21 protein-coding genes and 1 pseudogene are annotated in these 22,392 nt (G+C 70.6%); 11 read left to right on the forward strand and 11 right to left on the reverse strand.

Annotated features, from left to right (window positions below):
* Positions 1-3: 3 nt before the first annotated feature.
* Positions 4-3,423 carry a S41 family peptidase gene (locus tag IE198_RS13950; RefSeq protein WP_189886303.1) on the reverse strand — a complete coding sequence of 1,140 codons (3,420 nt, stop codon included), beginning with the start codon at positions 3,421-3,423 and terminating at the stop codon, positions 4-6.
* Positions 3,424-3,614: 191 nt separating this feature from the next.
* Between IE198_RS13950 and IE198_RS13955 the strand changes: the two genes are divergently transcribed.
* Both IE198_RS13955 and IE198_RS13960 read left to right on the forward strand, forming a co-directional pair.
* Positions 3,615-4,187 (forward strand): TetR/AcrR family transcriptional regulator, encoded by a 573-nt coding sequence (locus tag IE198_RS13955; protein ID WP_189886305.1) that lies wholly within the window; start codon positions 3,615-3,617, stop codon positions 4,185-4,187.
* A gap of 116 nt (positions 4,188-4,303) precedes the next feature.
* The gene (locus IE198_RS13960) at positions 4,304-6,469 is read left to right on the forward strand and encodes an MMPL family transporter (RefSeq protein WP_189886307.1); all 2,166 of its coding nucleotides are present in this window, start codon (positions 4,304-4,306) and stop codon (positions 6,467-6,469) included.
* A gap of 197 nt (positions 6,470-6,666) precedes the next feature.
* Here the strand turns inward: IE198_RS13960 and IE198_RS13965 are convergent, their stop codons facing one another.
* A complete protein-coding gene (locus IE198_RS13965) occupies positions 6,667-7,008 on the reverse strand; it encodes an SsgA family sporulation/cell division regulator (RefSeq protein ID WP_189886309.1) in 342 nt (113 codons plus the stop codon).
* Positions 7,009-7,175: 167 nt separating this feature from the next.
* On the opposite strand from IE198_RS13965, the gene IE198_RS13970 reads away from it, so the two are divergent.
* The 6 genes from IE198_RS13970 (at position 7,176) to IE198_RS13995 (ending at position 12,099) form a co-directional block, all read left to right on the forward strand.
* On the forward strand, positions 7,176-8,255 hold the full coding sequence (locus IE198_RS13970) for an energy-coupling factor ABC transporter permease (RefSeq protein ID WP_189886311.1): 1,080 nt from the start codon (positions 7,176-7,178) through the stop codon (positions 8,253-8,255).
* Between the two features lie 18 nt (positions 8,256-8,273).
* Positions 8,274-9,035 (forward strand): cobalt ECF transporter T component CbiQ, encoded by a 762-nt coding sequence (gene cbiQ / locus IE198_RS13975; RefSeq protein WP_189886313.1) that lies wholly within the window; start codon positions 8,274-8,276, stop codon positions 9,033-9,035.
* On the forward strand, positions 9,032-9,799 hold the full coding sequence (locus tag IE198_RS13980; protein WP_189886315.1) for an energy-coupling factor ABC transporter ATP-binding protein: 768 nt from the start codon (positions 9,032-9,034) through the stop codon (positions 9,797-9,799). The genes cbiQ and IE198_RS13980 overlap by 4 nt, the downstream gene beginning before the upstream one ends.
* 41 nt (positions 9,800-9,840) lie before the next feature.
* Positions 9,841-10,275 (forward strand): MarR family winged helix-turn-helix transcriptional regulator, encoded by a 435-nt coding sequence (locus IE198_RS13985; protein ID WP_189886541.1) that lies wholly within the window; start codon positions 9,841-9,843, stop codon positions 10,273-10,275.
* A gap of 117 nt (positions 10,276-10,392) precedes the next feature.
* Positions 10,393-10,851 (forward strand): organic hydroperoxide resistance protein, encoded by a 459-nt coding sequence (locus IE198_RS13990; protein ID WP_189886317.1) that lies wholly within the window; start codon positions 10,393-10,395, stop codon positions 10,849-10,851.
* A gap of 57 nt (positions 10,852-10,908) precedes the next feature.
* Entirely contained in the window at positions 10,909-12,099 is a 1,191-nt protein-coding gene (locus IE198_RS13995) for a serine hydrolase domain-containing protein (RefSeq protein WP_189886319.1), read from the forward strand.
* A gap of 72 nt (positions 12,100-12,171) precedes the next feature.
* Here the strand turns inward: IE198_RS13995 and IE198_RS35180 are convergent, their stop codons facing one another.
* The 5 genes from IE198_RS35180 to IE198_RS14020 form a co-directional block, all read right to left on the reverse strand.
* A complete protein-coding gene (locus IE198_RS35180; protein ID WP_308426806.1) occupies positions 12,172-12,498 on the reverse strand; it encodes a PIN domain-containing protein in 327 nt (108 codons plus the stop codon).
* Positions 12,499-12,564: 66 nt separating this feature from the next.
* The gene (locus tag IE198_RS14005) at positions 12,565-12,750 is read right to left on the reverse strand and encodes a hypothetical protein (protein ID WP_229833915.1); all 186 of its coding nucleotides are present in this window, start codon (positions 12,748-12,750) and stop codon (positions 12,565-12,567) included.
* 116 nt (positions 12,751-12,866) lie between these two features.
* Complete coding sequence (locus IE198_RS14010) at positions 12,867-13,751, reverse strand: EamA family transporter (protein ID WP_189886321.1); 885 nt, start codon at positions 13,749-13,751, stop codon at positions 12,867-12,869.
* On the reverse strand, positions 13,748-14,266 hold the full coding sequence (locus IE198_RS14015) for a YbaK/EbsC family protein (RefSeq protein ID WP_189886323.1): 519 nt from the start codon (positions 14,264-14,266) through the stop codon (positions 13,748-13,750). The genes IE198_RS14010 and IE198_RS14015 overlap by 4 nt, the downstream gene beginning before the upstream one ends.
* 55 nt (positions 14,267-14,321) lie before the next feature.
* On the reverse strand, positions 14,322-15,959 hold the full coding sequence (locus IE198_RS14020) for a penicillin-binding transpeptidase domain-containing protein (RefSeq protein ID WP_189886325.1): 1,638 nt from the start codon (positions 15,957-15,959) through the stop codon (positions 14,322-14,324).
* A gap of 150 nt (positions 15,960-16,109) precedes the next feature.
* Here IE198_RS14020 and IE198_RS14025 point away from each other — a divergent pair, with 150 nt between their 5' ends.
* Positions 16,110-16,886 carry a DUF817 domain-containing protein gene (locus tag IE198_RS14025; RefSeq protein ID WP_189886327.1) on the forward strand — a complete coding sequence of 259 codons (777 nt, stop codon included), beginning with the start codon at positions 16,110-16,112 and terminating at the stop codon, positions 16,884-16,886.
* A 210-nt stretch (positions 16,887-17,096) separates the two neighbouring features.
* On the opposite strand, the gene IE198_RS14030 is transcribed toward IE198_RS14025, so the two are convergent.
* The 3 genes and pseudogenes from IE198_RS14030 to IE198_RS14040 all read right to left on the reverse strand — a co-directional run.
* The gene (locus tag IE198_RS14030; RefSeq protein ID WP_189886559.1) at positions 17,097-17,297 is read right to left on the reverse strand and encodes a hypothetical protein; all 201 of its coding nucleotides are present in this window, start codon (positions 17,295-17,297) and stop codon (positions 17,097-17,099) included.
* A gap of 220 nt (positions 17,298-17,517) precedes the next feature.
* A complete protein-coding gene (locus IE198_RS35185; RefSeq protein WP_229833917.1) occupies positions 17,518-17,676 on the reverse strand; it encodes a tetratricopeptide repeat protein in 159 nt (52 codons plus the stop codon).
* Between the two features lie 24 nt (positions 17,677-17,700).
* Positions 17,701-18,061, reverse strand: a pseudogene (locus tag IE198_RS14040) (transposase family protein); the annotation flags it as partial.
* Between the two features lie 136 nt (positions 18,062-18,197).
* Here IE198_RS14040 and IE198_RS14045 point away from each other — a divergent pair.
* Positions 18,198-19,256, forward strand: coding sequence for a tetratricopeptide repeat protein (locus IE198_RS14045; RefSeq protein ID WP_189886329.1), 1,059 nt, complete (start codon positions 18,198-18,200; stop codon positions 19,254-19,256).
* 342 nt (positions 19,257-19,598) lie between these two features.
* Here the strand turns inward: IE198_RS14045 and IE198_RS14050 are convergent, their stop codons facing one another.
* Positions 19,599-21,329, reverse strand: a complete 1,731-nt coding sequence (locus IE198_RS14050) for a dolichyl-phosphate-mannose--protein mannosyltransferase (protein WP_189886331.1) — start codon at positions 21,327-21,329, stop codon at positions 19,599-19,601.
* Positions 21,330-21,382: 53 nt separating this feature from the next.
* On the opposite strand from IE198_RS14050, the gene rsmI reads away from it, so the two are divergent.
* Entirely contained in the window at positions 21,383-22,270 is an 888-nt protein-coding gene (gene rsmI / locus IE198_RS14055; protein WP_189886334.1) for a 16S rRNA (cytidine(1402)-2'-O)-methyltransferase, read from the forward strand.
* The last annotated feature ends 122 nt before the right edge of the window (positions 22,271-22,392 follow it).

Raw genomic sequence — 22,392 nt, forward strand, 5'->3', positions numbered from 1 at the left:
CTCTCAGCGCGGCGGTAGCGGGGGCCGGCGCAGGTTCGGCGCCTTGGAGTAGTCCGGCGGCACGGCGGCCGGAGCCGCCTTCAGCATGTCCAGCGCGAGCCGGATCGCGTCGTCGAGGCCCACATGGCGTCCCTCGGCCCAGTCCAGCGGGGTGCGCAGGGCGTCCAGGTCCGGTTCGACGCCGTGGTTCTCGATCGACCAGCCGTACGCGTCGAACCACGCCGCGTTCATCGGGACCGTGATCACCGTGCCGTCGCCCAGGCGGTGGCGGCCCGTCATGCCGACCACGCCGCCCCAGGTGCGGGTGCCCACGACCGGGCCCAGCCCCAGCAGCTTGAACGCCGCCGTGATCATGTCCCCGTCCGACGAGGTCGCCTCGTCGGCGATGGCGACCACCGGACCGCGCGGGGCGTTGGAGGTGTAGGAGACCGGCTCGGCGTTGCGCGTGAGGTCCCAGCCCAGGATCTTGCGGGTGAGCTTCTCGATGACCAGTTCGCTGATGTGGCCGCCCGCGTTGCCGCGTACGTCCACGATGAGCGCGGGCCGCGAGACCTCCATGCGCAGATCGCGGTTGAACTGCGCCCAGCCCGAGCCGCCCATGTCGGGGATGTGCAGATAGCCGCACTTGCCGTCGCTCGACTCCAGTACGACGGCACGCCGCTTGGCGACCCAGTCCTGGTAGCGCAGCGGCCGCTCGTCGATCAGCGGAACGATCGCGATCCGGCGCGGGTGGCCCTCGCCCTCCGGGGGCAGGAACGTCAGCTCGACCGTCGTGCCGCCCGCCGCGGAGAGCATCGGGTACGGCCCCGCCACCGGGTCGACGGGCCGGCCGTCGACATGGGTGAGTACCGCGCCCTCCCTGATGCCCGTACCGGCGAGCGGGGACCGGGCCTTGGAGTCGGATGAGTCGCCCGGCAGGATCCGTTTGACCACCCATTTTCCGTCCCGGCACACCAGGTTGGTGCCGAGCAGGCCCATGGCCCGCTGGTAGTGCGGCGGTCCTTCGTTGCGCCGTGCCCCGGTGACGTACGCGTGGGAGGTGCCGAGCTCGCCGAGGACCTCGCGCATCAGGTCGGCGAACTCGTCGGGGGAGGCGACCCGTTCGACCAGTGGACGGTACTGCTCCAGCACCCCCTCCCAGTCGATGCCGCACATGTCCGGTTCCCAGAAGTGGTCCCGGATGATGCGGCCGGCCTCCCCGTAGGCCTGCCGCCACTCGGACACCGGGTCCACCTCGTGCAGGATGCGGCGCATGTCGAGAAAGACGGTGGAGTCGCCGTCGCCCGTCTCGGTGGCGGGCACGGCACGCAGGTCGCCCTCGTCGACGACGACGAGACGGCTGCCGTCGCCGCTCACCGAGAACCAGTCCAGATGGTCGACCAGTTCGGTCCTGCGGGCCTTGGAGATGTCGAAGTGCTCCAGGGTGGGCCTGCCGGAGGTGTCGGCCGGATTGACGAACGTCTCGCCCAGGGCGCCCGAGATGGGCCAGCGCAGCCAGACGAGGCCGCCGCCGGCGACCGGGTGCAGTGCCGAGTACTTGGACGCGGCGACGGGGAACGGCGTCACCCGGTTCTCCAGGCCCTCGATCTCCACGAGGACCGTGCTGTCGGGCGACTCCTCCAGCGGATCGAGTCCGCCGGCGGCCGGCCGGCCCTCCGGTGTCAGCGCGAACGGCGACGGCGTCGCGGACGACAGCGGCACCAGGTAGGGACGGCAGCCCAGGGGGAAGGAGAGGTCGCCGGTGTGCACGTCGTAGACGGGGTCGAAGCCGCGCCACGAGAGGAAGGCGAGATAGCGGCCGTCGCTGGTGAAGACCGGATTCTCGTCCTCGAAACGGCCGTTGGTGACGTCGACGATCGTGCGGTCGGCGATCCTCGCCATCCTGATCTGCCGCAGCGAACGCCCGATGCCGGGCTGGGACCAGGTCAGCCAGTTCCCGTCGGGGGAGAAGGAAAGGTCCCGCACGGGCCCGTTCACGGAACGGACCAGCTCGGTGACCTCGTCCGACGGCGCCGAAGACGCCGGCGGCTCCTCGGTCCGTTCGGGCGGCTCCTCGGTCTTCGCCGGTTCGGGCGGCTCTTCGGACTCCTGCCACATCGTGGCCCCCGCGGGCGTGTCCGCCGCCTCGGCGGTGTCGACGAGCAGCAGCCGGCCGTCGTGTGACGCGACGGCGATCCGTTCGCCCTCGTTGTCGGCGACCATCTCCAGCACCCGCCCGAGCTTGCCCGCCGCCAGGCGGCGCGGTTCGCGCGGCCCGGTCGCGCGCGGCAGGTACGCGACCTCGATCGCGTCCTCGCCCTCCGCGTCCGTGACGTAGGCGACCCGGCCGCCGCTGCCCAGCATCTCCGGCAGCCGCACCCGTACACCGGGGGTGTCGGCGATGCTGCGGGCGGGTCCGTCGCGGTGGGTGAGCCAGTACAGGCTGCCGCGTACGTTGACGGCGCTGGCCCGCCCGGTCTCGTCCACCGAGATCGCGTTGACGTTGCCGGCGGCCGGTACCTGGTACGTACGGCGTCCGGCACGTGGCCCCCCGAGGTGTACCGCCAGCTTGCGCGGCACGGAACCCGCCGAGGTCATGTCCTCGACGATCCACAGGTCGCCGGCGCACTGGTACACGACCCGGCGGCCGTCGCTCGAGGCGTGCCGGGCGTAGAAGGAGTCGTGGTCGGTGTGGCGCCGCAGATCGGTGCCGTCGGGGCGGCAGGAGTACAGATTGCCGACGCCCTCGTGGTCGGAGAGGAAGGCGATGCGTCCGTCGTCCTCCGACCATCTGGCCGAGCCGTTGCCGAGGATGAACATCGGGCAGTCGAGATGGCCGTTCAGGTCGGGGAGCAGCCGCTCCCCGTGCAGCCAGAGCCGGCCTGTCGCCCCGCCTCGGTAGCGCTTCCAGGCGGCGGGTTCGTGCGGCGGCTTGCCGGTGAGCAGCAGCGTGCGCCGCTCGCATCCGGTCCCGCCGGCCTGGGAGGGGCCCTCGGACTCGTCGGTGACGGCGATGTCGGAGACCGGTCCCCAGGGGAGCCGGCCGCCGGGGGAGCCGTCGGTGGGGACGCTGTAGGCCCAGGAGAAGTACGAGAACGGCTGGCCGTGCGAGGAGACGGCGAGGATCTGGCCGTCGGGGGTCCAGCCGCAGACGCGGGTGTCGGTCGACCCCCAGTAGCTGAGCCTGCGCGCGGGGCCGCCGTCGACGGGTGCCAGGTGGATCTCCGGGTCGAGGCTGCGCCAGTTCGTGTAGGCGATGTGGCGGCCGTCCGGGGAGAAGCGCGGGTGGCCGACTCTGGTGCGGTCCACGGTCAGCCGCCACGCCCGGCCCGGCCGCTGCCCCTCCGGCACGAGAGGCGCGACCCACAGGTCGTCCTCGGCGGCGAAGCACAGCAGGTCCTCGTGCAGATGCGGAAAACGGAGATACCCGACGTCGTCACTCACCCCCCAATGCTTTCCGCGCAACGGGGGCGCGGCAACTCGGCGGCCGGTCGGGTTCCGGCCGCCCGCCGATGCGGCCTGCTGATGCCGTGACCGAAGCCACAAGCGAAACGGTTTCGTTTCGCTGACGGCCCGGAGTAACCTTGAGGTGTACGAAACAGTTTCGTTCGATCGTCTGCGACCGGGAGGCCGACGTGACCCGCAGCCGGCTCACCCCCGAGCGCGAGGCGCAGCTGTACGAAGCGGTGCTCGACCTGCTGCGCGAGGTGGGTTACGACGCCCTGACCATGGACGCCGTGGCGGCCCGTACGCGCTCCAGCAAGGCCACGCTCTACCGCCAGTGGAAGAGCAAGCCCGAGCTGGTGGCCACGGCGCTCAAGCACGGCAAGCCGGTGCATGTCGGCGACATCGACACCGGCACGCTGCGCGGTGACTTCCACACCATGATCGGACGCACCGACGACTGTCAGATGGAGAAGGACTCCGCGCTGATGCGGGGTCTGGCCCAGGCGATCCACGCCCATCCCGATCTCCACGAGGCCCTGCGCGAACTGCTGATCGAGCCCGAGATCACCGGACTCGACGCGCTGCTGCGGCGGGCCGTGGACCGGGGCGAGATCAGTGCGGACAACCCCGCGCTGGGTTATGTGCCGCACATGCTGGTCGGCGCCTTCGTCGCCCGGCAGCTGATCGAGTACCGCACCCCCGACCAAGCCTTCCTCACCGACTATCTCGACGCCGTGGTCCTCCCCGCCCTCGGCGTCTGACCTCCCCGGGTCGCCCTCTCCCCGCTGCACCACAGCACAGCACCTGACGCGCGCCGCTCTCGTCGTCGGGCCGACTCCCCATGCCCTGTTCACCCTCACAAACGGGAGTAGCCCTCGTGGCCACGTTTCTCTACAAACTCGGACGGTCCGCCTTCAGGCGCCGCCGTCTCGTCGCCCTGCTGTGGGTGGCGCTGCTGGCGATCGCGGGAGTCGGCGCCGCCACCGCGTCCACCGCCACCTCCTCGTCCTTCTCCATCCCGGGGACGGAGGCCCAGAAGGCCTTCGACCTGCTGGAGGAGCGCTTCCCCGGCGGCAGCGCCGACGGCGCCACCGCCCGGGTCGTCTTCAAGGCCCCCGACGACGAGAAGATGACCGAAGCGGGCCACAAGGCCGAGGTGGAGAAGGCCGTCTCCGAGCTGAAGGCCGGCTCCGACCAGATCGCCTCCGTCACCGACCCGTACATCGCCGGGGCCGTCTCGAAGGACGGCTCGACCGCGTACATATCGGTCACCTACAAGGTCAGCTCGATGGAGCTGACCGACGGCACGCGCGAGGCGCTCCAGGAGACCGGCACCGAGGCACGCGACGCGGGCCTGACGGTGGAGATCGGCGGTGACGCGCTGCAGGCGATGCCGGAGAGCGGAGCCGGCGAGATCATCGGTGTGATCGTCGCGGGCGTCGTCCTCGTCATCACCTTCGGTTCGCTGGTCGCCGCCGGGCTGCCGCTGCTCACCGCGATCATCGGCGTGGGTATCGGGATCTCCACGATCACCGCGCTGGCGAACGTCCTCGACCTCGGCACCACCACCTCGACCCTCGCGATGATGATCGGCCTCGCCGTCGGCATCGACTACGCGCTGTTCATCGTCTCGCGCTACCGCGCCGAGCTGGCCGAGGGCCGGGAACGCGAGGAGGCGGCCGGGCGGGCCGTCGGCACCGCGGGCTCCGCTGTCGTCTTCGCCGGTCTGACCGTGGTCATCGCCCTCGTCGGCCTCGCCGTCGTCAACATCCCGATGCTCACCAAGATGGGCTTCGCCGCGGCCGGCACCGTCGTCATCGCCGTGCTGATCGCCCTCACCCTGATCCCGGCGCTGCTCGGCTTCGCGGGCAAGCGCGTCCTCGGCCGCAAGGCCCGCAAGGGCGAGCCCGTCTCCGACAAGCCGAACGCCGGGACCCGCTGGGCGCGTTTCGTGCTGCGCCGCCCGGTGACCGTACTGCTCGTCGGTGTGTTGGGCCTCGGTGCCGTGGCCGTGCCGGCCGCCTCGCTGGAGATGGGTCTGCCCGACGACGGCTCGCAGCCCACGAGCACCACCCAGCGCAAGGCGTACGACCTGTTGTCCGACGGCTTCGGCCCCGGCTTCAACGGTCCGCTGATGGTGGTCGTCGACGGCGGCAAGAGCGCCGCGGACCGCACGGTCGACGTGATCAAGGGACTCGAGGGCGCCGCCGCCGTCACCCCGCCGACCCTCAACAAGGCCGGCGACACCGCGATGATCACGGTGATCCCCGAGGACCGACCGTCCTCGGGCGCGACCGAGGACCTGGTCCGCGACATCCGCGACAAGAGTGGCGACGGTGTGCTCGTCACCGGCGCCACTGCCATGAACATCGACTTCTCGCAGAAGATGAACGACGCGCTGCTGCCCTATCTGGCGCTCGTGGTCGGCCTCGCCTTCCTGCTGCTGATGGTGGTGTTCCGCTCGGTCCTGGTGCCGCTCAAGGCCGCCCTCGGCTTCCTGCTGTCGGTCGTCGCTGCGCTCGGCGCGGTCGTCGCCGTCTTCCAGTGGGGCTGGCTCGGCTCCCTGTTCTGTGTCGAGCAGACCGGCCCGATCATGTCGATGATGCCGATCTTCATGGTGGGTGTCGTCTTCGGTCTCGCCATGGACTACGAGGTCTTCCTGGTCACCCGGATGAGGGAGGCGTACGTCCACGGCCAGCGGCCCGGCGAGGCGATCGTCACCGGCTTCCGGCACGGTGCCCGCGTGGTCACCGCCGCGGCCGTCATCATGATCGCAGTCTTCGCCGGGTTCATCGGCTCCAGCGAGCAGATGGTCAAGATGATCGGCTTCGGTCTCGCCATCGCCGTCTTCTTCGACGCGTTCGTGGTCCGCATGGCGATCGTGCCCGCGGTGCTCGCGCTGCTGGGCCACAAGGCGTGGTGGCTGCCGCGCTGGCTCGACCGGGCGCTGCCCGATGTCGACGTGGAGGGCGAGAAGCTGCGGAAGGAGCTCGCCCGGAGCCCGGGCGACCCGGACGGGGACCGCGAACTGGTCCGCGTCTGACTTCCCGCGACCCCGGGGGCGCGGTCGGCGCGGCCCGTCCGCGCCGACCCCGAGAGCGGATCCCCGGCGTCCGTGGCGGCACCGTGGGCACGGGCGCCGTCACGCGGGACAGGTGGCCGTGTGCGCCGGCCATGGAGCCGGCGCACACGGCCACCTTCGTGTCTCCGGAACCGTCTTCGGGCCGGTTCCGGGGTGCTTCAGAGCGCCGGGGTCACCACCCCGTAGGTGTGCCGCAGGAACCTCATCAGCGTTTTCGCGTCGAACTGGACCACCGCGACGCCGTCGGTGGTGTGGAACTCGATGACCGCCTGGACCCGGCCGCACGGCCAGATGCCGACGTCCCCGTCCCGTGCGGGCGCGCGCAACCCCGACTCCAGGAGCTCGCGGGGGAAGGTCCACTCCCGGCCGCTGGGGAACCCGAAGCGGACTGCGCCGGGATCCTCGTTCGGGTCGTAACTCAGGAACACACGTACTGGTCGGTGCTGAGGGGCGTCGGTGACGATCCGCCCACTGGCTTGCTCCTTGACGGCGTGCGACATCGGCAAGCTCCTCACACTCGTCCACTTTGTCTCTAATGTCCCATATTTTGCGCGGGACGCTCCGTCTGCAGTCGCGTGCTCATATGTGACCCATACGCACTTGCAAGTCATTTGCAGTAGGGCACTATCATTGACCAGTTGTTCGTCTGTCCGAAGCGGAGCTCTCCATGCATGTCCCCGACGGATTCATCAATGCACCCGTCTCTGTGGCCGCCGGGGTCGCCGCCGCCGGCGCGGTCGCCGTCAGCCTTCGTGGGGCCCGCCGTGAGCTGGGCGGAACACCGTCCCAGCTGCCCGGCGCGGACCGCACGGCGCCGCTCGCCGGCCTGGTCGCCGCATTCGTCTTCGCCGTTCAGATGCTCAACTTCCCCGTCGCGGCCGGCACCAGCGGGCATCTGCTCGGCGGGGCGCTGGCCGCCATCCTCGTCGGGCCGTTCACCGGGGTGCTCTGCATGGCGGTCGTGCTGCTGATGCAGGGCATCCTCTTCGCCGACGGCGGCCTCACCGCGCTCGGCGTCAACATCACCGTCATGGGCGTCGTCACCGTCCTCGTCGCATACGGGCTCTTCCGCGGCCTGGTCAAGGTCCTGCCCCGCACCCGACGCTCGGTGACAGCCGCCTCCTTCGTCGCCGCGCTGGTGTCCGTGCCCGCGTCGGCCGCCGCCTTCACCCTCGTCTACGCGATCGGCGGGCTCACGGAGGTCCCCGTCGGCTCGGTCCTCACCGCGATGGTCGGGGTCCATGTCCTCATCGGCATCGGCGAGGCCGTGATCACCATGCTGACCGTGGGCGCCGTCATCGCCGTACGGCCCGACCTCGTGTACGGCGCCCGGGGCCTGACGACGCGGCTCAAGCTGCGTGTCGGGGGAGAGCTGGTCGACGCGCCCGCCGCCCAGCCGGCGCCTCTCGCCGCCCGCTCGCCGCGCCGACTGTGGCTGGGCGGCCTGGTGACCAGCCTCGTCCTCGCCGGCTTCGTCTCCTTCTACGCCTCCGCCAGCCCCGACGGGCTGGAGAAGGTCGCCTCCGACAAGGGTTTCGACAAGTCGGTCGAGGAGCACGCGGCCGCCGGCTCCCCGCTCGCGGACTACGGCGTCGAGGACATCGACAACACCCGGCTCTCCGGCGGTCTCGCCGGCGTGATCGGCGTCGGCGCGACGGTGGCCGTCGGCAGCGGCGTCCTCTACGTGGTGCGCCGTCGCCGCGACACGGCCGGCGACGAGCGCACCCCCGCGCAGAGCTCCGTCTGAGACGGGGCCGGTTCTGACATGGGTGCGGGACACGCTCACAAGCTCTACCGGGGCGGCCACTCGCCGGTGCACGCGCTGCCGGCGCACTGCAAGCTGCTCGCCGTCCTCGGCTTCGTGCTGGTGGTCGTCTCCACCCCGCGCGAGGCGGTCTGGGCCTTCGGTCTGTACGCGGTGCTGCTCGGCGCGGTCGCGGCGGTGGCCCGCATCCCGGCGGGCTTCCTGTTGAAGCGGCTGCTGATCGAGATCCCGTTCGTGGCCTTCGCGGTGCTGATGCCCTTCGTGGTGCCCGGCGAGCACACCGAGGTAGTGGGGATCTCGCTCTCCGTCCCCGGACTGTGGGGCGCGTGGAACATCCTCGCCAAGGGGACACTCGGCGTCGCCGCCTCCGTGATCCTCGCCTCGACCACCGAGCTGCGGTCGCTGCTCCTCGGCCTGCAGCGGCTGCGCCTGCCGTCGCTGCTGGTCCAGATCGCCTCCTTCATGCTCCGCTACGGCGACGTCATCGCCGACGAGATGCGCCGGATGTCGATCGCCCGCCGCTCGCGCGGCTTCGAGGCGCGCGGAGTTCGCCACTGGGGCGTACTCGGCAAGTCAGCCGGCGCCCTGTTCATCCGCTCCTACGAGCGCGGCGAGCGGGTGCACCTCGCGATGGTGAGCCGTGGCTACACGGGGACGATGCCGGTCCTCGACGAGGTGCGGGCGACCCGTGCCCAGTGGTCGGCCGCCGCCGTACTGCCCGTGACCGCGCTCGCGGTCTGTCTGCTGGGATGGACGCTATGACTGCTTCGGACGCCGTGAGTCCTTCGCTGAACGTACGCGGACTCGCGTACGCCTACCCCGACGGCCACCAGGCGCTGTTCGGCGTCGATCTGACTGTCGGGCGCGGCGAACGGGTCGCTCTCCTCGGACCCAACGGCGCGGGCAAGACCACGCTCGTGCTGCATCTCAACGGCATCCTGACCGGCGGTGTCGGCTCCGTCGCCGTGGCCGGGCTGCCGGTCGACCGCAGGAATCTCGCGGAGATCCGCCGCCGCGTCGGCATCGTCTTCCAGGACCCGGACGACCAGCTGTTCATGCCGACTGTCCGGGAGGACGTGGCCTTCGGCCCGGCGTCGGCCGGGATGCGCGGCGCCGAACTGGAGGCCCGCGTCATGACCGCGCTGGACAGGGTCGGCATGGCGGACTTCGCCGACCGGCCCCCGCACCACCTCTCGTTCGGGCAGCGCCGCCGGGTCGCGGTCGCGACCGTGCTGGCGATGGAGCCGGAGATCCTGGTGCTCGACGAGCCCTCGTCGAACCTGGACCCCGCCTCGCGCCGCGAACTGGCCGACGTCCTGCGCTCGTTGGACGTCACCGTGCTGATGGTCACGCACGACCTGCCGTACGCGCTGGAGCTGTGCCCGAGGGCGGTGATCCTCAGCGGCGGCGTGATCGCGGCGGACGGTACCACGCAGGCGCTGCTGGGCGACGACGAACTCATGCGGACGCACCGTCTGGAGCTGCCCTTCGGCTTCGACCCGAGGTCCGTGACAATAGGCGCGTGAACACGGAGCACGGACATGAGGACCGGAGCGGGGCGACGCCGATGTCGCTGCTGCTCGACGATCAGCTGTGCTTCGCGCTGTACGCGGCCCAGCGGGCGGTCACGGCCGCCTATCGGCCGCTGCTCGCCGAGCTCGGCCTGACCTATCCGCAGTACCTGACGATGCTGGTGCTGTGGGAGCGCGGCGAGATCCCGGTCAAGGAGCTGGGCTCCGCGTTGCGGCTCGACTACGGCACGGTCTCCCCGCTGCTCAAGCGGCTCGAGGCGGCGGGGCTGGTGCGGCGGGAGCGTTCCGCGGCCGACGAGCGCTCGGTGCGGCTGGTACTCACGGACGAGGGGGAGGCGCTGCGCGAACGGGCCGGGAAGGTGCCTGCGCAGTTGCTGGTGAGCACCGGCATGGAGGGGGCGGAGATCGCCCGCCTCCGCGCCGACCTCCACCGTCTGGCGGAGACGGCCGCGAAGGCTACCCCGGAGTAACAAGAGGTTCGCTGCACCGATACATTGTGCGCGATGTAAATTTCGCAATCCGCGACGAAATCACGCGCCGGCTCACGCGATGCGGACCATCCGGCGCACGCACCCCGGGGGCGCAGCATGACCGAACAGGTGGACACCTTCGGCACGACCGACACCCGCCCGACCAAGATCATGTATGTGGCGGAGGCAACTGCCCACGGCGGCCGCGACGGCTATGTGACAAGTCACGACGGCCAGATCGAACTACGCGTCGCCATGCCGCCCGCACTCGGCGGCGACGGCCGCGGCACCAACCCGGAGCAGCTCTTCGCCGCCGGCTACAGCTCCTGCTTCCACAACGCCCTGGTGCTCGTCGGCCGCCGTGCGGGCCTCGACCTCACCGGCTCCACCGTCGCCGCCAAGGTCGGCATCGGACCCAACAAGGCGCGTGGTTACGGCCTCGCGGTCGCCCTCAACGTCTCGCTGCCGCTCGTCGACCAGGACCTCGCCTCGCGGCTGGTGGCCGCCGCCCACCAGGTCTGCCCGTACTCCAACGCCACCCGCGACAACATCGACGTCTCCATCGTTCTCAGCTGACCGTGCCCGTCCCGCCCCGCGAGCAGACCGGTCTGCACCACGTTGCACCATGGGGGGATGGATCGCAGCGGAGGAGCAGACGTGGTGGACGTCCGGGGCACGGTGGCGGACGGCTTCGAGGCGGTCGCGCACGCCTTCGCGCGGGGCTTCGAGCAGCGCGGCGAGCGCGGGGCGGCCGTCGCCGTCTACCGTGACGGGCGCAAGGTCGTCGACCTGTGGGCGGGCACTCGGGACGTCGACGGGCACGAGCCGTGGGCGGTCGACACCGCACAGATCGTCCGCTCGGCCACCAAGGGCGTCGCCGCGGCAGTCGTCCTGCTGCTCCACCAGCGCGGTCAGATCGACCTGGACGCGCCGGTCGGCACGTACTGGCCGGAGTTCAAGGCGGCCGGCAAGGAACGGGCCCTCGTGCGCCACCTGCTCTCGCACCGGGTCGGCCTGCCGGTGCTGGACCGCCCGATCACCCCGGCGGAGGCCGGGGACGGTGTCAGCGGACCGGCCGCGCTGGCCGCACAGGCCCCCGTGTGGGAACCCGGCACCGAGCACGGCTACCACGCGCAGACCTACGGCTGGCTCCTCGGCGAACTCGTACGCCGTGTCACCGGCCGCACCCTCGGCCGCTGGGTCGCCGAGGAGATCGCCCGCCCCCTCGGCCTCGACCTGTGGATAGGGCTGCCCGGGGACGAGGCCCACCGGGTCGGCCGGCTCGGGCAGATAGCGGAGCCGCCGACCGCGGAGGGCGGCGGTCTCAAGCTGCGGCCCAAACGTTCCGTGGCAGAGGCGTACCGCGACCCCATGTCCCTGACCCGCCGCGCCTTCGAGGCCATCGACCCGCTCCCCGACGAGAACGACCCGGCCTACCGTGCAGCCGAACTCCCCGCCTCGGGCGGCATATCCACGGCACGGGCCCTCGCCCGTTTCTACGCCGCGACCATCGGCGAGGTCGACGGCGGGCCCCGGCTCTTCGCCCCGGCCACGCTCACCCTCGCCCGCACCGAGGAGTCCGCCGGGCGGGACAGGGTCCTGGTCGTACCCACCCGCTTCGGACTCGGGTTCATGCTGCACGGCCCGGTGTCGCCGCTGCTCGGCCCCGGCTCCTTCGGCCACCCCGGCCGCGGCGGCTCCCTCGGTTTCGCCGACCCCGAGTCGGGCATCGCGCTCGGCTACACGACGAACGGCATGCGCAAGGGCGTGACCGCCGATCCGCGTGCCCAGGCGCTGATCAGGGCGGTACGTTCGGCCCTATGAGACGTTTCGACGGCTACGGCGCATGGATCACGGGCGGGGCGCGGCATTTCCACCGCTGAGCGGCAGGCGTCGTCAGGCGGGGGCGTCCACGCCGAGCCCGGCCTCCCGCGCCGCGTCGGCCAGACGTTCGTCATAGGTGACGAACGAGGTGAGCTGTGTCCGTACCCGCAGCGCTGTGGCCAAGTGGATGGCATCCGGACTGCGTACGGTGGTCGGCTTGATGGTCTGTGCCAGGATGCGGACGCCTGCGTCCAGGTCGATCAGGCCGATCAGGTCCAAGACGGGATGCAGACGCGCCACGGCCTGCGGGGCATGGCGAGCCAGGGGCGCGGGAGGTCTCGACCTCCACCAGGACGGAACTGGTCCAGCTGATCTCGGCTCGCTCGTCGAGCCAGTCACGAAGGGCCTGCGACTCTGATTCCGCGTGGACGAGCTTCACGACAGCGGCGGAGTCGAGGTAGATCATCAGCGCTCTTCCTCGCGACCACGGGAGATCTCGGCGGCGACGTCGATGCCGTCCGGCTCGCCCAGTGGCATGCGCAGAACCGCGCGCCGCATGGCGGCAGCCCGCTCCTTGCGCAGGGCGGCTTCCAGCACGGCCTGCCGGATGGCCGCCGAGCGAGAACTGCCGTCGTGGGTGAGAACCGCCAATGCGTGCTCGGTCTCCTAATCACTTCGGATCGTGATGGTGTCAGCCATGGAAGCAGCGCAGGACAACCCGTCTTACGCGGCGAGTGGTCGACACCGGACACCGTCGCCGTGCGGCGTCAGGCGGTCGTGAGCATCAGGCCGATGCCGGCCACCATCAGGATGGCCGCCGCGATCCTCGGGCCGCCGAAGCGTTCCTTGAAGAACAGCGCCCCGATCGCCGCGCCCACGATGATCGACGACTCGCGCAGCGCCGCGATCGGGGCGAGCGGCGCACGCGTCTGCGCCCAGAGCACCAGGCCGTACGCGGTGACCGCCATCACCGCGCCGAGCAGCCCGCGCCCTGCGTACGGCCGCAGTTGCGGCCACAGCGCGGACCGGCGCACGCATATCGCGTAGAGGACCAGCGGTATGCCCTCCAGGATCATCAGCCAGGCGACGTAGCCGCCCGCGGTTCCGGCGGCCCGCACACCCACCCCGTCGACGACGGTGTACGCGGAGATCGACAGGCCCGTCGCGAGCGCGGCGAGCACCGCCGGCCAGTGCGGCCGCGCAACCTCACCGGTGCGGCGCTCGCCGGTGCCGCGGCGGATCGGAAGGACGCCCCACACGGCGAGCCCCACCAGCCCGGCGGAGGCGACCACCACACCGGTCAACTGCCAGCCGCCGACGCGCTCGTCGACGAACACGGCGGCGGCGAGAGTCACCACCAGCGGGGCCGTGCCGCGGGCGATCGGATACACCTGGCCGAAGTCCCCGAGGCTGAACGACCGCAGCAGCAGCGCGTGGTAGCCCACGTGCAGCAACGCGGACCCGATCAGATACGGCCAGGCAGCGGCGGCCGGTACCGGCACGAACGGAGCCATCAGCCCACCGATGACCGACGCGCCCCCGACGATCAGCGTGAAGACGACCAGCCGGTCCTTGATCCGGTGGGCGAGGGCGTTCCAGCCGGCGTGGGTCACCGCCGCCGCGAGGACCGCCCCGGTGACCAGAGGCGTCACGCGGTGCGCTCGCGGACGTCCACCAGGGTGCCGCCCGCGTGGGCGATCAGGGACTTCGGGTCGAGCGGGAAAACGGTGTGCGGGGTCCCGGCCGCCGCCCAGACCACGTCGTGGTCGAGCAGTCCCCGGTCGGCCAGCACCCGGGTGCGGGTCCGGTGGCCGAACGGCGGTACGCCACCGATCGCGTACCCCGTCGTCTCCCGCACCAGGTCGGCGTCCGCGCGCTTCACGGCCTCGGCGCCGAGCTCCTGCCGCACGCGCTCCACGTCCACCCTCGAGGCGCCGTCCATCAGCACCAGCACCGGCACACCCCGAGAGCCTTCGGCCTGGGGGTGCCCCCAGGCCGCGAAGATCAGCGACTTGACGATCTCGCTCACGTCGCAGCCGATCGCCTCCGCCGCCTGCGCGGCGGTCCGCGTGGCGTCCGGGAAGCGGCGTACGGGGACGTCGAGGCCGAGTTCGCGCAGGGCTTCGGCGAAACGGGGATGGGTGCCGGCGGTGTCGTGAGTGCTCATGGCCCGCACGCTAGCGGTAGCTGTAGGGGCCATGCGAACGGTTTCGGCCGTTGGTTCAGCGTGCGTTCAGCACCCGTGCGACCGCCTGTCCCGCCGCGTCGCCGCCGTGCCCGCCGGCCTGCACGACCGCAGCCGCGGCCAGGTCGTCGGCGTACCCGGTGAACCAGCTGTTGGAGTCGCCCTGACCGTCGACCTCGGCCGAGCCGGTCTTCGCGCCCTTGCTCCCGCTGACCGAAGCCATGGCCCGGGTTGCCGTGCCGCTCGTGGCGGCCGCGTTCATCATCTGCCGCAGCGACCCGGCGATCGAGTCCGGCAGCGGCGTGGCCCTGGCCAGTTCACGATTGTCCAGGCCCTGCGGGACGATGACGGGCTGCTTGAACCCGCCGCCCTTCACGGTCGCGGCGATGGACGCGACGTTGAGCGCGTTCATCTGGATCTGCCCCTGGCCGATGTATGAGGCGGCGGTCTCCGCGCCCGCCGACTCCGGCACCTTGCCGTCGAAGGTGACAACACCCGTCTGCCAGTCGAGACCGATGCCGAAGTACTTGCGGGCGGTGTCGCCGAGCGCCGTGCCCGCGCCCGCGCCGAGCGGTTTGACCGGCTTGATGAAGGTGGTGTTGCAGGAGCGCGCGAAGGCCTGTTGAAGCGTCGCCCCGGGGATGGAGAAGTCCTCGAGGTTGTGGAACTCCCGCTCCCAGGTCACCGTCGACGGGCACTCGACCGGTGAGTTCGGCCCGTTCACCAGGCCCTTGTCCAGCATCATCGCCGCCGTCACGATCTTCATCGTCGAGCCGGGTGCCTGGGCGCCCTGCAGCGCCGTGTTGAACTCCCCGGCCTCGGCGTCGGCGACCGCCTTGATCTCGCCGGTACTGGGCTGGATCGCGACGACCGACGCGGCGGCGTAGTTCCGCACCGCCTTCTCCGCGGCGGCCTGCACACCGGCGTCGAGGGTGGTGCGCAGCGTCCCCGCCTTCCCCTCCGTCAGCGTGAGCAGCGTCCGGTCGGGCACGTCCGGCGCCGCGGACGTGATCGCCAGCTCGATGCCGGGGGTGCCGCCCACCTCGTTGCCGTACTTCTTGCGCAGCTGGTCCAGGACCGGGCCGAGCGAGGGGTACTTCTCCCTCGTCAACTCGACACCGTTGTCGTCGACGGCCTTGATCTGCGGGGCCGACGCCTGTGACGTCACCAGCGAGGTGCCCTCGGAGAGCTTCGGGTGGACGACGGACGGCTGCCAGTCCACCAGCGCCTTCCCGGTCGTCAGCCCGCGCACCACGGTCAGCGAGGAGGCGTACGACCAGGGCTTGCTCTCCCCCTGGTACGACACGGTCGCCTCGACCGTGAACGGCACGGTGGCGCCCGCCGCCCGTCCGGGCTTGATGACGGCCCCCGTGACGTGCGCCTTGTCGCTGAACCCGGTCAGCAGCGGCTCGGCCTCGGCCTCGTTGTTCGTCAGCCGGGCCGCTTCGAGGCCCCTGCCCTCGGCCCATGCGGCGAGGAAGTTCTTCGCGGTCTGCTCGATCTCGTCCGCGCTGGGCGGTCCCGTCTTCTTCTGAGCCGATCCGGCCTTGGTGCTCACACCGCCGCCACCCGAGCCGGTCAGTCCGGTGTACAGGTTGTAGCCCCCGTAGCCGACGCCGGTTGCGACGACCGCGAAGACGCCGCCGACGACGGCGACCTTTGCTCCACTGCGCATGACCGCAGCCCCCTCCCCAGAGTGCACGCCTTTGAACGTGTTCAAAGGCGTGAGTCATTTGGCACTCTACGGGACAGGGGTGTCGGCGTCCGTGGTCTTTATGGGACCGGGACGCGAACCGGGCACGGGCCGGGCGGCGTCCCTGCACCCATGGGAACCCTCTCGCACCGGACACGCCAGCTGCTCCGCTTCACGCTGCTCGAGGCGCGCTGCTGCGCCTTCGCGGTGGCGCTGATCGGCGGCATCGCGGTCTCCGCTCTGCTGCCGGAGCTCCCGGTCGCCCGCTACGACCTGCTGCTGATCTACGGCTTGGCCCTGGCGGTCCTCGCGAGAAAGCTGGGCTGGGACAGCCCCCGGGACACCGCGGTGATCGCCGTATGTCATCTGATCGGGCTGGTCTTCGAACTGGTCAAAGTGCGGATGGGCTCGTGGAGCTACCCGGAGGAGGCGGTGACCAAGATCGCGGGCGTCCCGCTGTACGGCGGCTTCCTGTACGCGGCGGTGGGCAGCTACGTCTGTCGCGCCTGGCACCTGTTCGACCTGCGCCTGGGCGGTTATCGACCCCGCGTCATGGCGGTGCTGGCCGGCGCCGTCTATCTGAACTTCTTCACCCACCACTGGCTGCCGGACGCCCGTTGGATACTGGCGGCCCTGCTGCTGTGCGCGACCGCGGGCACGCGGGTGCGGTTCAGGGTGGGTGAGCAGGATCACCGTATGCCGCTCGCCCTGTCGTTCGTGCTGATCGGCTTCTTCCTGTGGATCGCGGAGAACATCTCCACCTACGCGGGCGCCTGGACCTATCCGGACCAACTGGCGGGCTGGCAACCGGTCTCGGTGGCGAAATTCGGCGCATGGGCGCTCCTGATCACGGTCACGTTCGTCCTGGTGGCCCGCTCCCGCCCGCCCCGCCCGCTGCGGTCCGCGTAGCACCTTGGGCGAGCCGTCCGGAGCGGGCCGAGGGCCCGCCCCGGAGCGCACCGTCATTCGGCAGGCAGCACCGAAAGCTCGGCCCGTACGCCTCGGTAGTGTGGTGTCTCACCCGGCTGACGTGCTCCGTCCGCCGACGGTTGCTGCAACCAGTCGTCCGACCGCTGACGGGCCCGACACCGAGCGGTGTCGGGCCCGTCTGGATCCCGGCTACACCCAGGTGTCGAGCCACATCCGGTTGCGCCAGTCGTCCATGGGGATCGGCGTGCCCGTGTAGATCGGGTAGAAGTAGACGAAGTCCCGGCGCTTGCGCTGTATATGGCCGCGACCAGCAGCTTCACCGCCGTTGAGGGCCGTCGGAAATGCACTGGGCCGTCTCAGGGCCGTGATCATGCTCTCGGAACGCCCCATGAAGGCTGTGCGCGTTGTGCCACTCTCACCGCTGATGCGACGGTTCCGGACCACGTGCTGAGCCGCGACGGCAAGCACAGGCGAGAAGCCAGCCCGATTCGAGGCCAGCGCAAGGGCTATGATCTCTCGCCCCATGACAGCTCCCGCCCAAAGCCGCTACACCGCCCTCGGTCTACCTCCCCGCTTCCAATTACTGCTGCACGTTCAGGCGTCCCAAGTTTCAACACGACGCGAGGTCGCGGGCTGAGGTGAGGGTGTCGGGGTGGTCCTCGCCCAGCAGCCGTCGACGCCGCTCCAGGGTGTCCTCGTGCAGGGCGCGTGCCTCGACGTGGTGGTCCAGATTGTTCAGGGTGATGGCCAGGCTGTGGGCAGAGTCCAAGGTGTCGCGGTGGTCCTCGCCCAGCCGCCGCCGCCGACGCCACGGCCGGATCGAGCCGGCCCAGGACGCCGCGCAGTGTCTTTTCGCTCGGGGCGCGGTAGCGGCCAAGGAGGGGGTGGTAGGGCAGATCGAACGCGGCCAGTTCCTCGGGCGCGGCCCGGTGGCACCACTCGGCCGCCGCGGTGATCGAGTCGTGGCCCGCCGTCGTCATCGCGCAGACCAACAGGGCCAACAGCGAGGACAGCCGGTAGCGCACCCCGCATGCGCCACGCGGATCAGAGATGGACTCCGATGCGTCGACCAGACTGCGGACTTGCTCGGGGACGCCGTAGCTGCCGAGCTCATCGAGACGGGGTACCGAGTGATGCGGAGCGGCGATGCGAATGGCGGGACGAACACGGCACCCTCGTGGATCGTGAAGCGTAGAGAACTCCATGATCCACGGGGCCACGTTCGTCATGATCAAATGTCAGACGCGCGTGGCACGCTTGCACGAAATACCTTCACGAGAAAGCAATGCCATGAGCGATCAATCCCTGCTGGACTCCAATGGAATGGCCCTTCCGATTCCCGCTGACCTCCTGAGCCCGGTGCCGGACGAGGTCGAACGCGGGCTGGCGGCGTTCCGGGCGGATGATGCCCCGCAAGCGCGGGCCCTGCTGACCACGATCGCCGGCGTCGGACGCACCGCGGTGTCCGGACATGCGGCCATGGCGCTGGCAGGCATCGAACTCGGCGAGAACGGGCTCGACGGCTCCTGCCGGACATGGCTGGAGCAGGTGGCCGCGGGAGAGGACCCGTGGCTGGGCCCCTTGGCTGCCGTGATACTCGCGCCGGTTTTCCAGTCGTATGTGTCCGCGGACTCCGACCGAGTGCTCCTGCGGAGCCTCGCGGCCCAACTCACCGGCGACCTGGACACGGCCCGGAACGGATTCGAGCAGGCCGTCAACCTCTACCAGGACACGGAGATCGGGGACCTCGCCAACCTTCTGCTCGGCAGCCTCCTGCTCCACAGCGGCGACCCGGCCGCGGCCCTTGAGCCGCTGAGGCACGCACGACAATGGTGCGACCTCCTGTTCGCAGGCTATGCGGGTTACCTTGAAGGGCACATCCTCATTGGGCAGGACGAAAAGGACCAGGCAGGCCAGGTGCTCCAGGACGCGCACAGCAAGTCCCACCCAGCCAGGGCAGGGAGTGAGGGCCTGCACCCCTGGGTCGCCCTCCGGTTCGGGGAGCTGCTGGCAGGCGAGGCGTTCAGCCTGGACCTGGTCGACGACCAGATGGAAAGCAGCGGCGTGGATGAGGGCACGGTGGTGCGGGAGCCCTTCGAGTCCGGCCTGTACTTCCAGCAGGTCAGCCGTCCCGCGCTCGTTGACGTCGGCTTCCATCTGTTCCCTGCGGAATTCGGACCGGTGCACGCGGGACTGGAGCGCCTGAAGACCTGGAGCGACGAACGGTACGAGCGTGGCCGCAGGCTGATACTCGCGCTCTACACGCATGTCGAGGACAGCCGCGACGAGCAACGCTCACAAGGGTTGGCGGAGCTGCGGCAGAAGCTTGACCTTCCCCGGCCCCGCTAGAGCGGGCCGTGGACGGGCCCTTCGCTCCCTGGCTTCGGGGCCCATCGATGAGCCATTCGCCCTGAGCCTCACACGCGCCTAGCGGCCACAGGTCGTCCTGCCGCCGCGTGTCCGGTGCGGACCGGTCAAGTCACCCCGCCCTTATACGAGGATTCAACGAGCCGGAAGTCATATCGTCACATGATCGAGTGGACAGGCTCGAGAATCGACTCGAACTCGGCGACAAGACTACGGACTTGGTCTCGTGCACCGCTTCCGCCCAGTGCTTCCAGCGGGGGTGTATGGAGGGCGGGTGCGGCAGTGGCCGGACACCGAGAGGTGTCGGGCCCGCCTTGATCCCGGCTAGACCCAGGTGTCGAGCCACATGCGGTTGCGCCAGTCGTCCATGGGGATCGGCGTGCCCGTGTAGATCGGGTAGAAGTAGATGAAGTTCCACACGATCAGCAGCACCAGCACACCCGCCCCGATGGCGCCGATCGCGCGGCGGCGTTCGTCGGAGCCGGGTGGGCCGAGGATGGCGCCGATCATCATGGCCACCGCCAGGCACAGGAACGGGACGAACACGACCGCGTAGAAGAGGAAGATCGTGCGCTCCTGGTAGTGCAGCCACGGCAGCCAGCCGGCCAGGATCGCGCACAGGATCGCTCCCGCGCGCCAGTCGCGGCGGAAGAGCCAGCGCCAGGCGATGTAGCAGATCGCGAAGCACGCGGCCCACCACAGGAGCGGGGTGCCGAGGGCCAGGACCTCGGAGGCGCACTTGTCGACCGCGTCCTTCGGACAGCCCTCTACACCTGGCTTCGGGTCCTCGTAGTAGTAGGAGACAGGGCGGCCGAGGACCAGCCAGCTCCAGGCGTTCGACTCGTAGGTGTGGCCGGAGGTCAGGCCGACGTGGAAGTCGAAGACCTGGTTCTCGTAGTGCCAGAAGCTGCGCCACCAGTCGGGGAACAGCCAGCTCCAGTTGCTGTCCTTGCCCCCGCCGTCGGATGCCCAGTCCCGGTAGTAGCCCTTGTCGGTGGCCAGCCAGCCGGTCCAGGAGGCCATGTACGTCACGAACGCGACCGGGACGGTGGAGACGAACGCCGGGACGAGGTCCTTCCTCAGCACGGCCCGGTACGGGCGGACCGCGCCCGCCGTGCGGCGCGAGCCCACGTCCCACAACACGGTCATCAGGCCGAACGCCGCCAGGATGAACAGGCCGTTCCACTTGGTGCCGGCCGCCAGGCCGAGCATCACGCCGGCCGTCAGACGCCACGGCCGCCAGCCGAGGCGCAGCGTCTGTGCGATCCGCGCGTCCGGTCGCAGGGTGCCGTCGTCGTCCGCGGGAAGCGCCGCCGCGAGCCGCAGCCGGGCCCGGTCGCGGTCGAGGATCAGCGCCCCGAACGCCGCCAGCACGAAGAACATCAGCACCAGGTCGAGCAGCGCCGTGCGACTCATCACGAAGTGCAGACCGTCCACCGCGAGCAGCAGTCCCGCGAGGCAGCCGAGGAACGTCGAGCGGAACAGCCGCCGGCCGATGCGGCAGAGCATCAGCACCGACAGCGTGCCGAGCAGGGCGACCATGAACCGCCAGCCGAAGGGCGTGAAGTCGATCATCTTCTCGCCGAGGCCGATCACCCACTTGCCGACGGGCGGGTGCACCACGTACCCGGGGTCGGTGGGGATCGTGACGGCCGACGGGTCCTCGAGGATCGACTCGTCGATGTCCTTGGGCCAGCTGCCCTCGTACCCCTGGTTGATCAGCGCCCAGGCGTCCTTGGCGTAATACGTCTCGTCGAATATCACCGCATGGGGCTGTCCCAGGTTCCAGAACCGCAGCACACCCGCGACCAGGGCGACCAGCAGCGGTCCGCCCCACGCGGCGACGCGCAGCAGCGGCTCGACGGCCCGCGGCGGGATGCCGAATACCGTCCACAGCTGCCGGGAGGGCCGGACGTACGGGGGCACCAGGCGGTCCCGCAGCCCGATCACCGGCTTGGGCGTGTAGCCGAAGCGGCGCAGCCGGTGCTCCCAGCCGGGCGGCTGCTGTTCGGCGTCGTCCTTGCCCCGCAGGGGCTGTGGCGCGGTACTGGTCACCGCGCCATCGTAAGGAACACGGCTGTGCGATTGGTGCTCCCCGTCCTGGGAGGATGGCGAGTGTGACAGGAACGCTGGTACTCGCAGGGACGCCCATCGGTGACGTGGCGGACGCGCCGCCCCGGCTCGCCGCCGAACTCGAGGGCGCCGACATCGTCGCCGCCGAGGACACCCGGCGGTTGCGCCGGCTCACCCAGGCGCTGGGCGTGCACACGCGGGGCAGGGTCGTCTCCTACTTCGAGGGCAATGAGGCGGCCCGGACTCCGGAGCTGGTGGAGGCGCTGGCCGGCGGGGCGCGGGTGCTGCTGGTCACCGACGCGGGCATGCCGTCGGTGTCCGACCCCGGCTACCGGCTGGTCGCTGCCGCGGTGGAGCAGGACATCAAGGTCACCGCGGTTCCCGGCCCGTCGGCCGTGCTGACCGCCCTCGCCCTGTCCGGGTTGCCGGTGGACCGCTTCTGCTTCGAGGGCTTCCTTCCCCGCAAGGCGGGCGAGCGGCTCGGCAGGCTCCGCGAGGTCGAGGGCGAGCGCCGCACCCTCGTCTATTTCGAGGCGCCGCACCGCCTCGACGACACGCTGGCGGCCATGGCCGATGTCTTCGGGCCCGGCCGCAGGGCCGCCGTGTGCCGGGAGCTGACCAAGACGTACGAGGAAGTGAAGCGCGGCGGACTCGGTGAACTGGCGGCCTGGGCGGCCGAGGGCGTACGGGGAGAGATCACCGTCGTCGTCGAGGGCGCGCCCGAGACCGGTCCGCAGGAACTTGACGCCGACGAGCTGGTGCGCAGGGTGCGGGTGCGGGAGGAGGCGGGGGAGCGGCGCAAGGAGGCCATCGCCGCGGTCGCCGCCCAGGCGGGGCTTCCCAAACGGGAGGTGTTCGATGCGGTCGTCGCGGCAAAGAACGCGGCTGGACCGGCGTCGGCAGAAGGTAAAGGTCTATCGTGAAAAGCAAAGCGCAGACCGTGTCCTGACCTCTTCTGTATGGAAAATCAAAAGACCGCACAATCAATCGACAGGCGCTGATGCGCTCCCGCCCGAAAAGGCGTCCACTGGACCCAGGTGGAGAG

It is taken from the genome of Streptomyces xantholiticus, from assembly GCF_014651015.1.
GTDB classification, from domain to species: Bacteria; Actinomycetota; Actinomycetes; order Streptomycetales; family Streptomycetaceae; genus Streptomyces; species Streptomyces xantholiticus.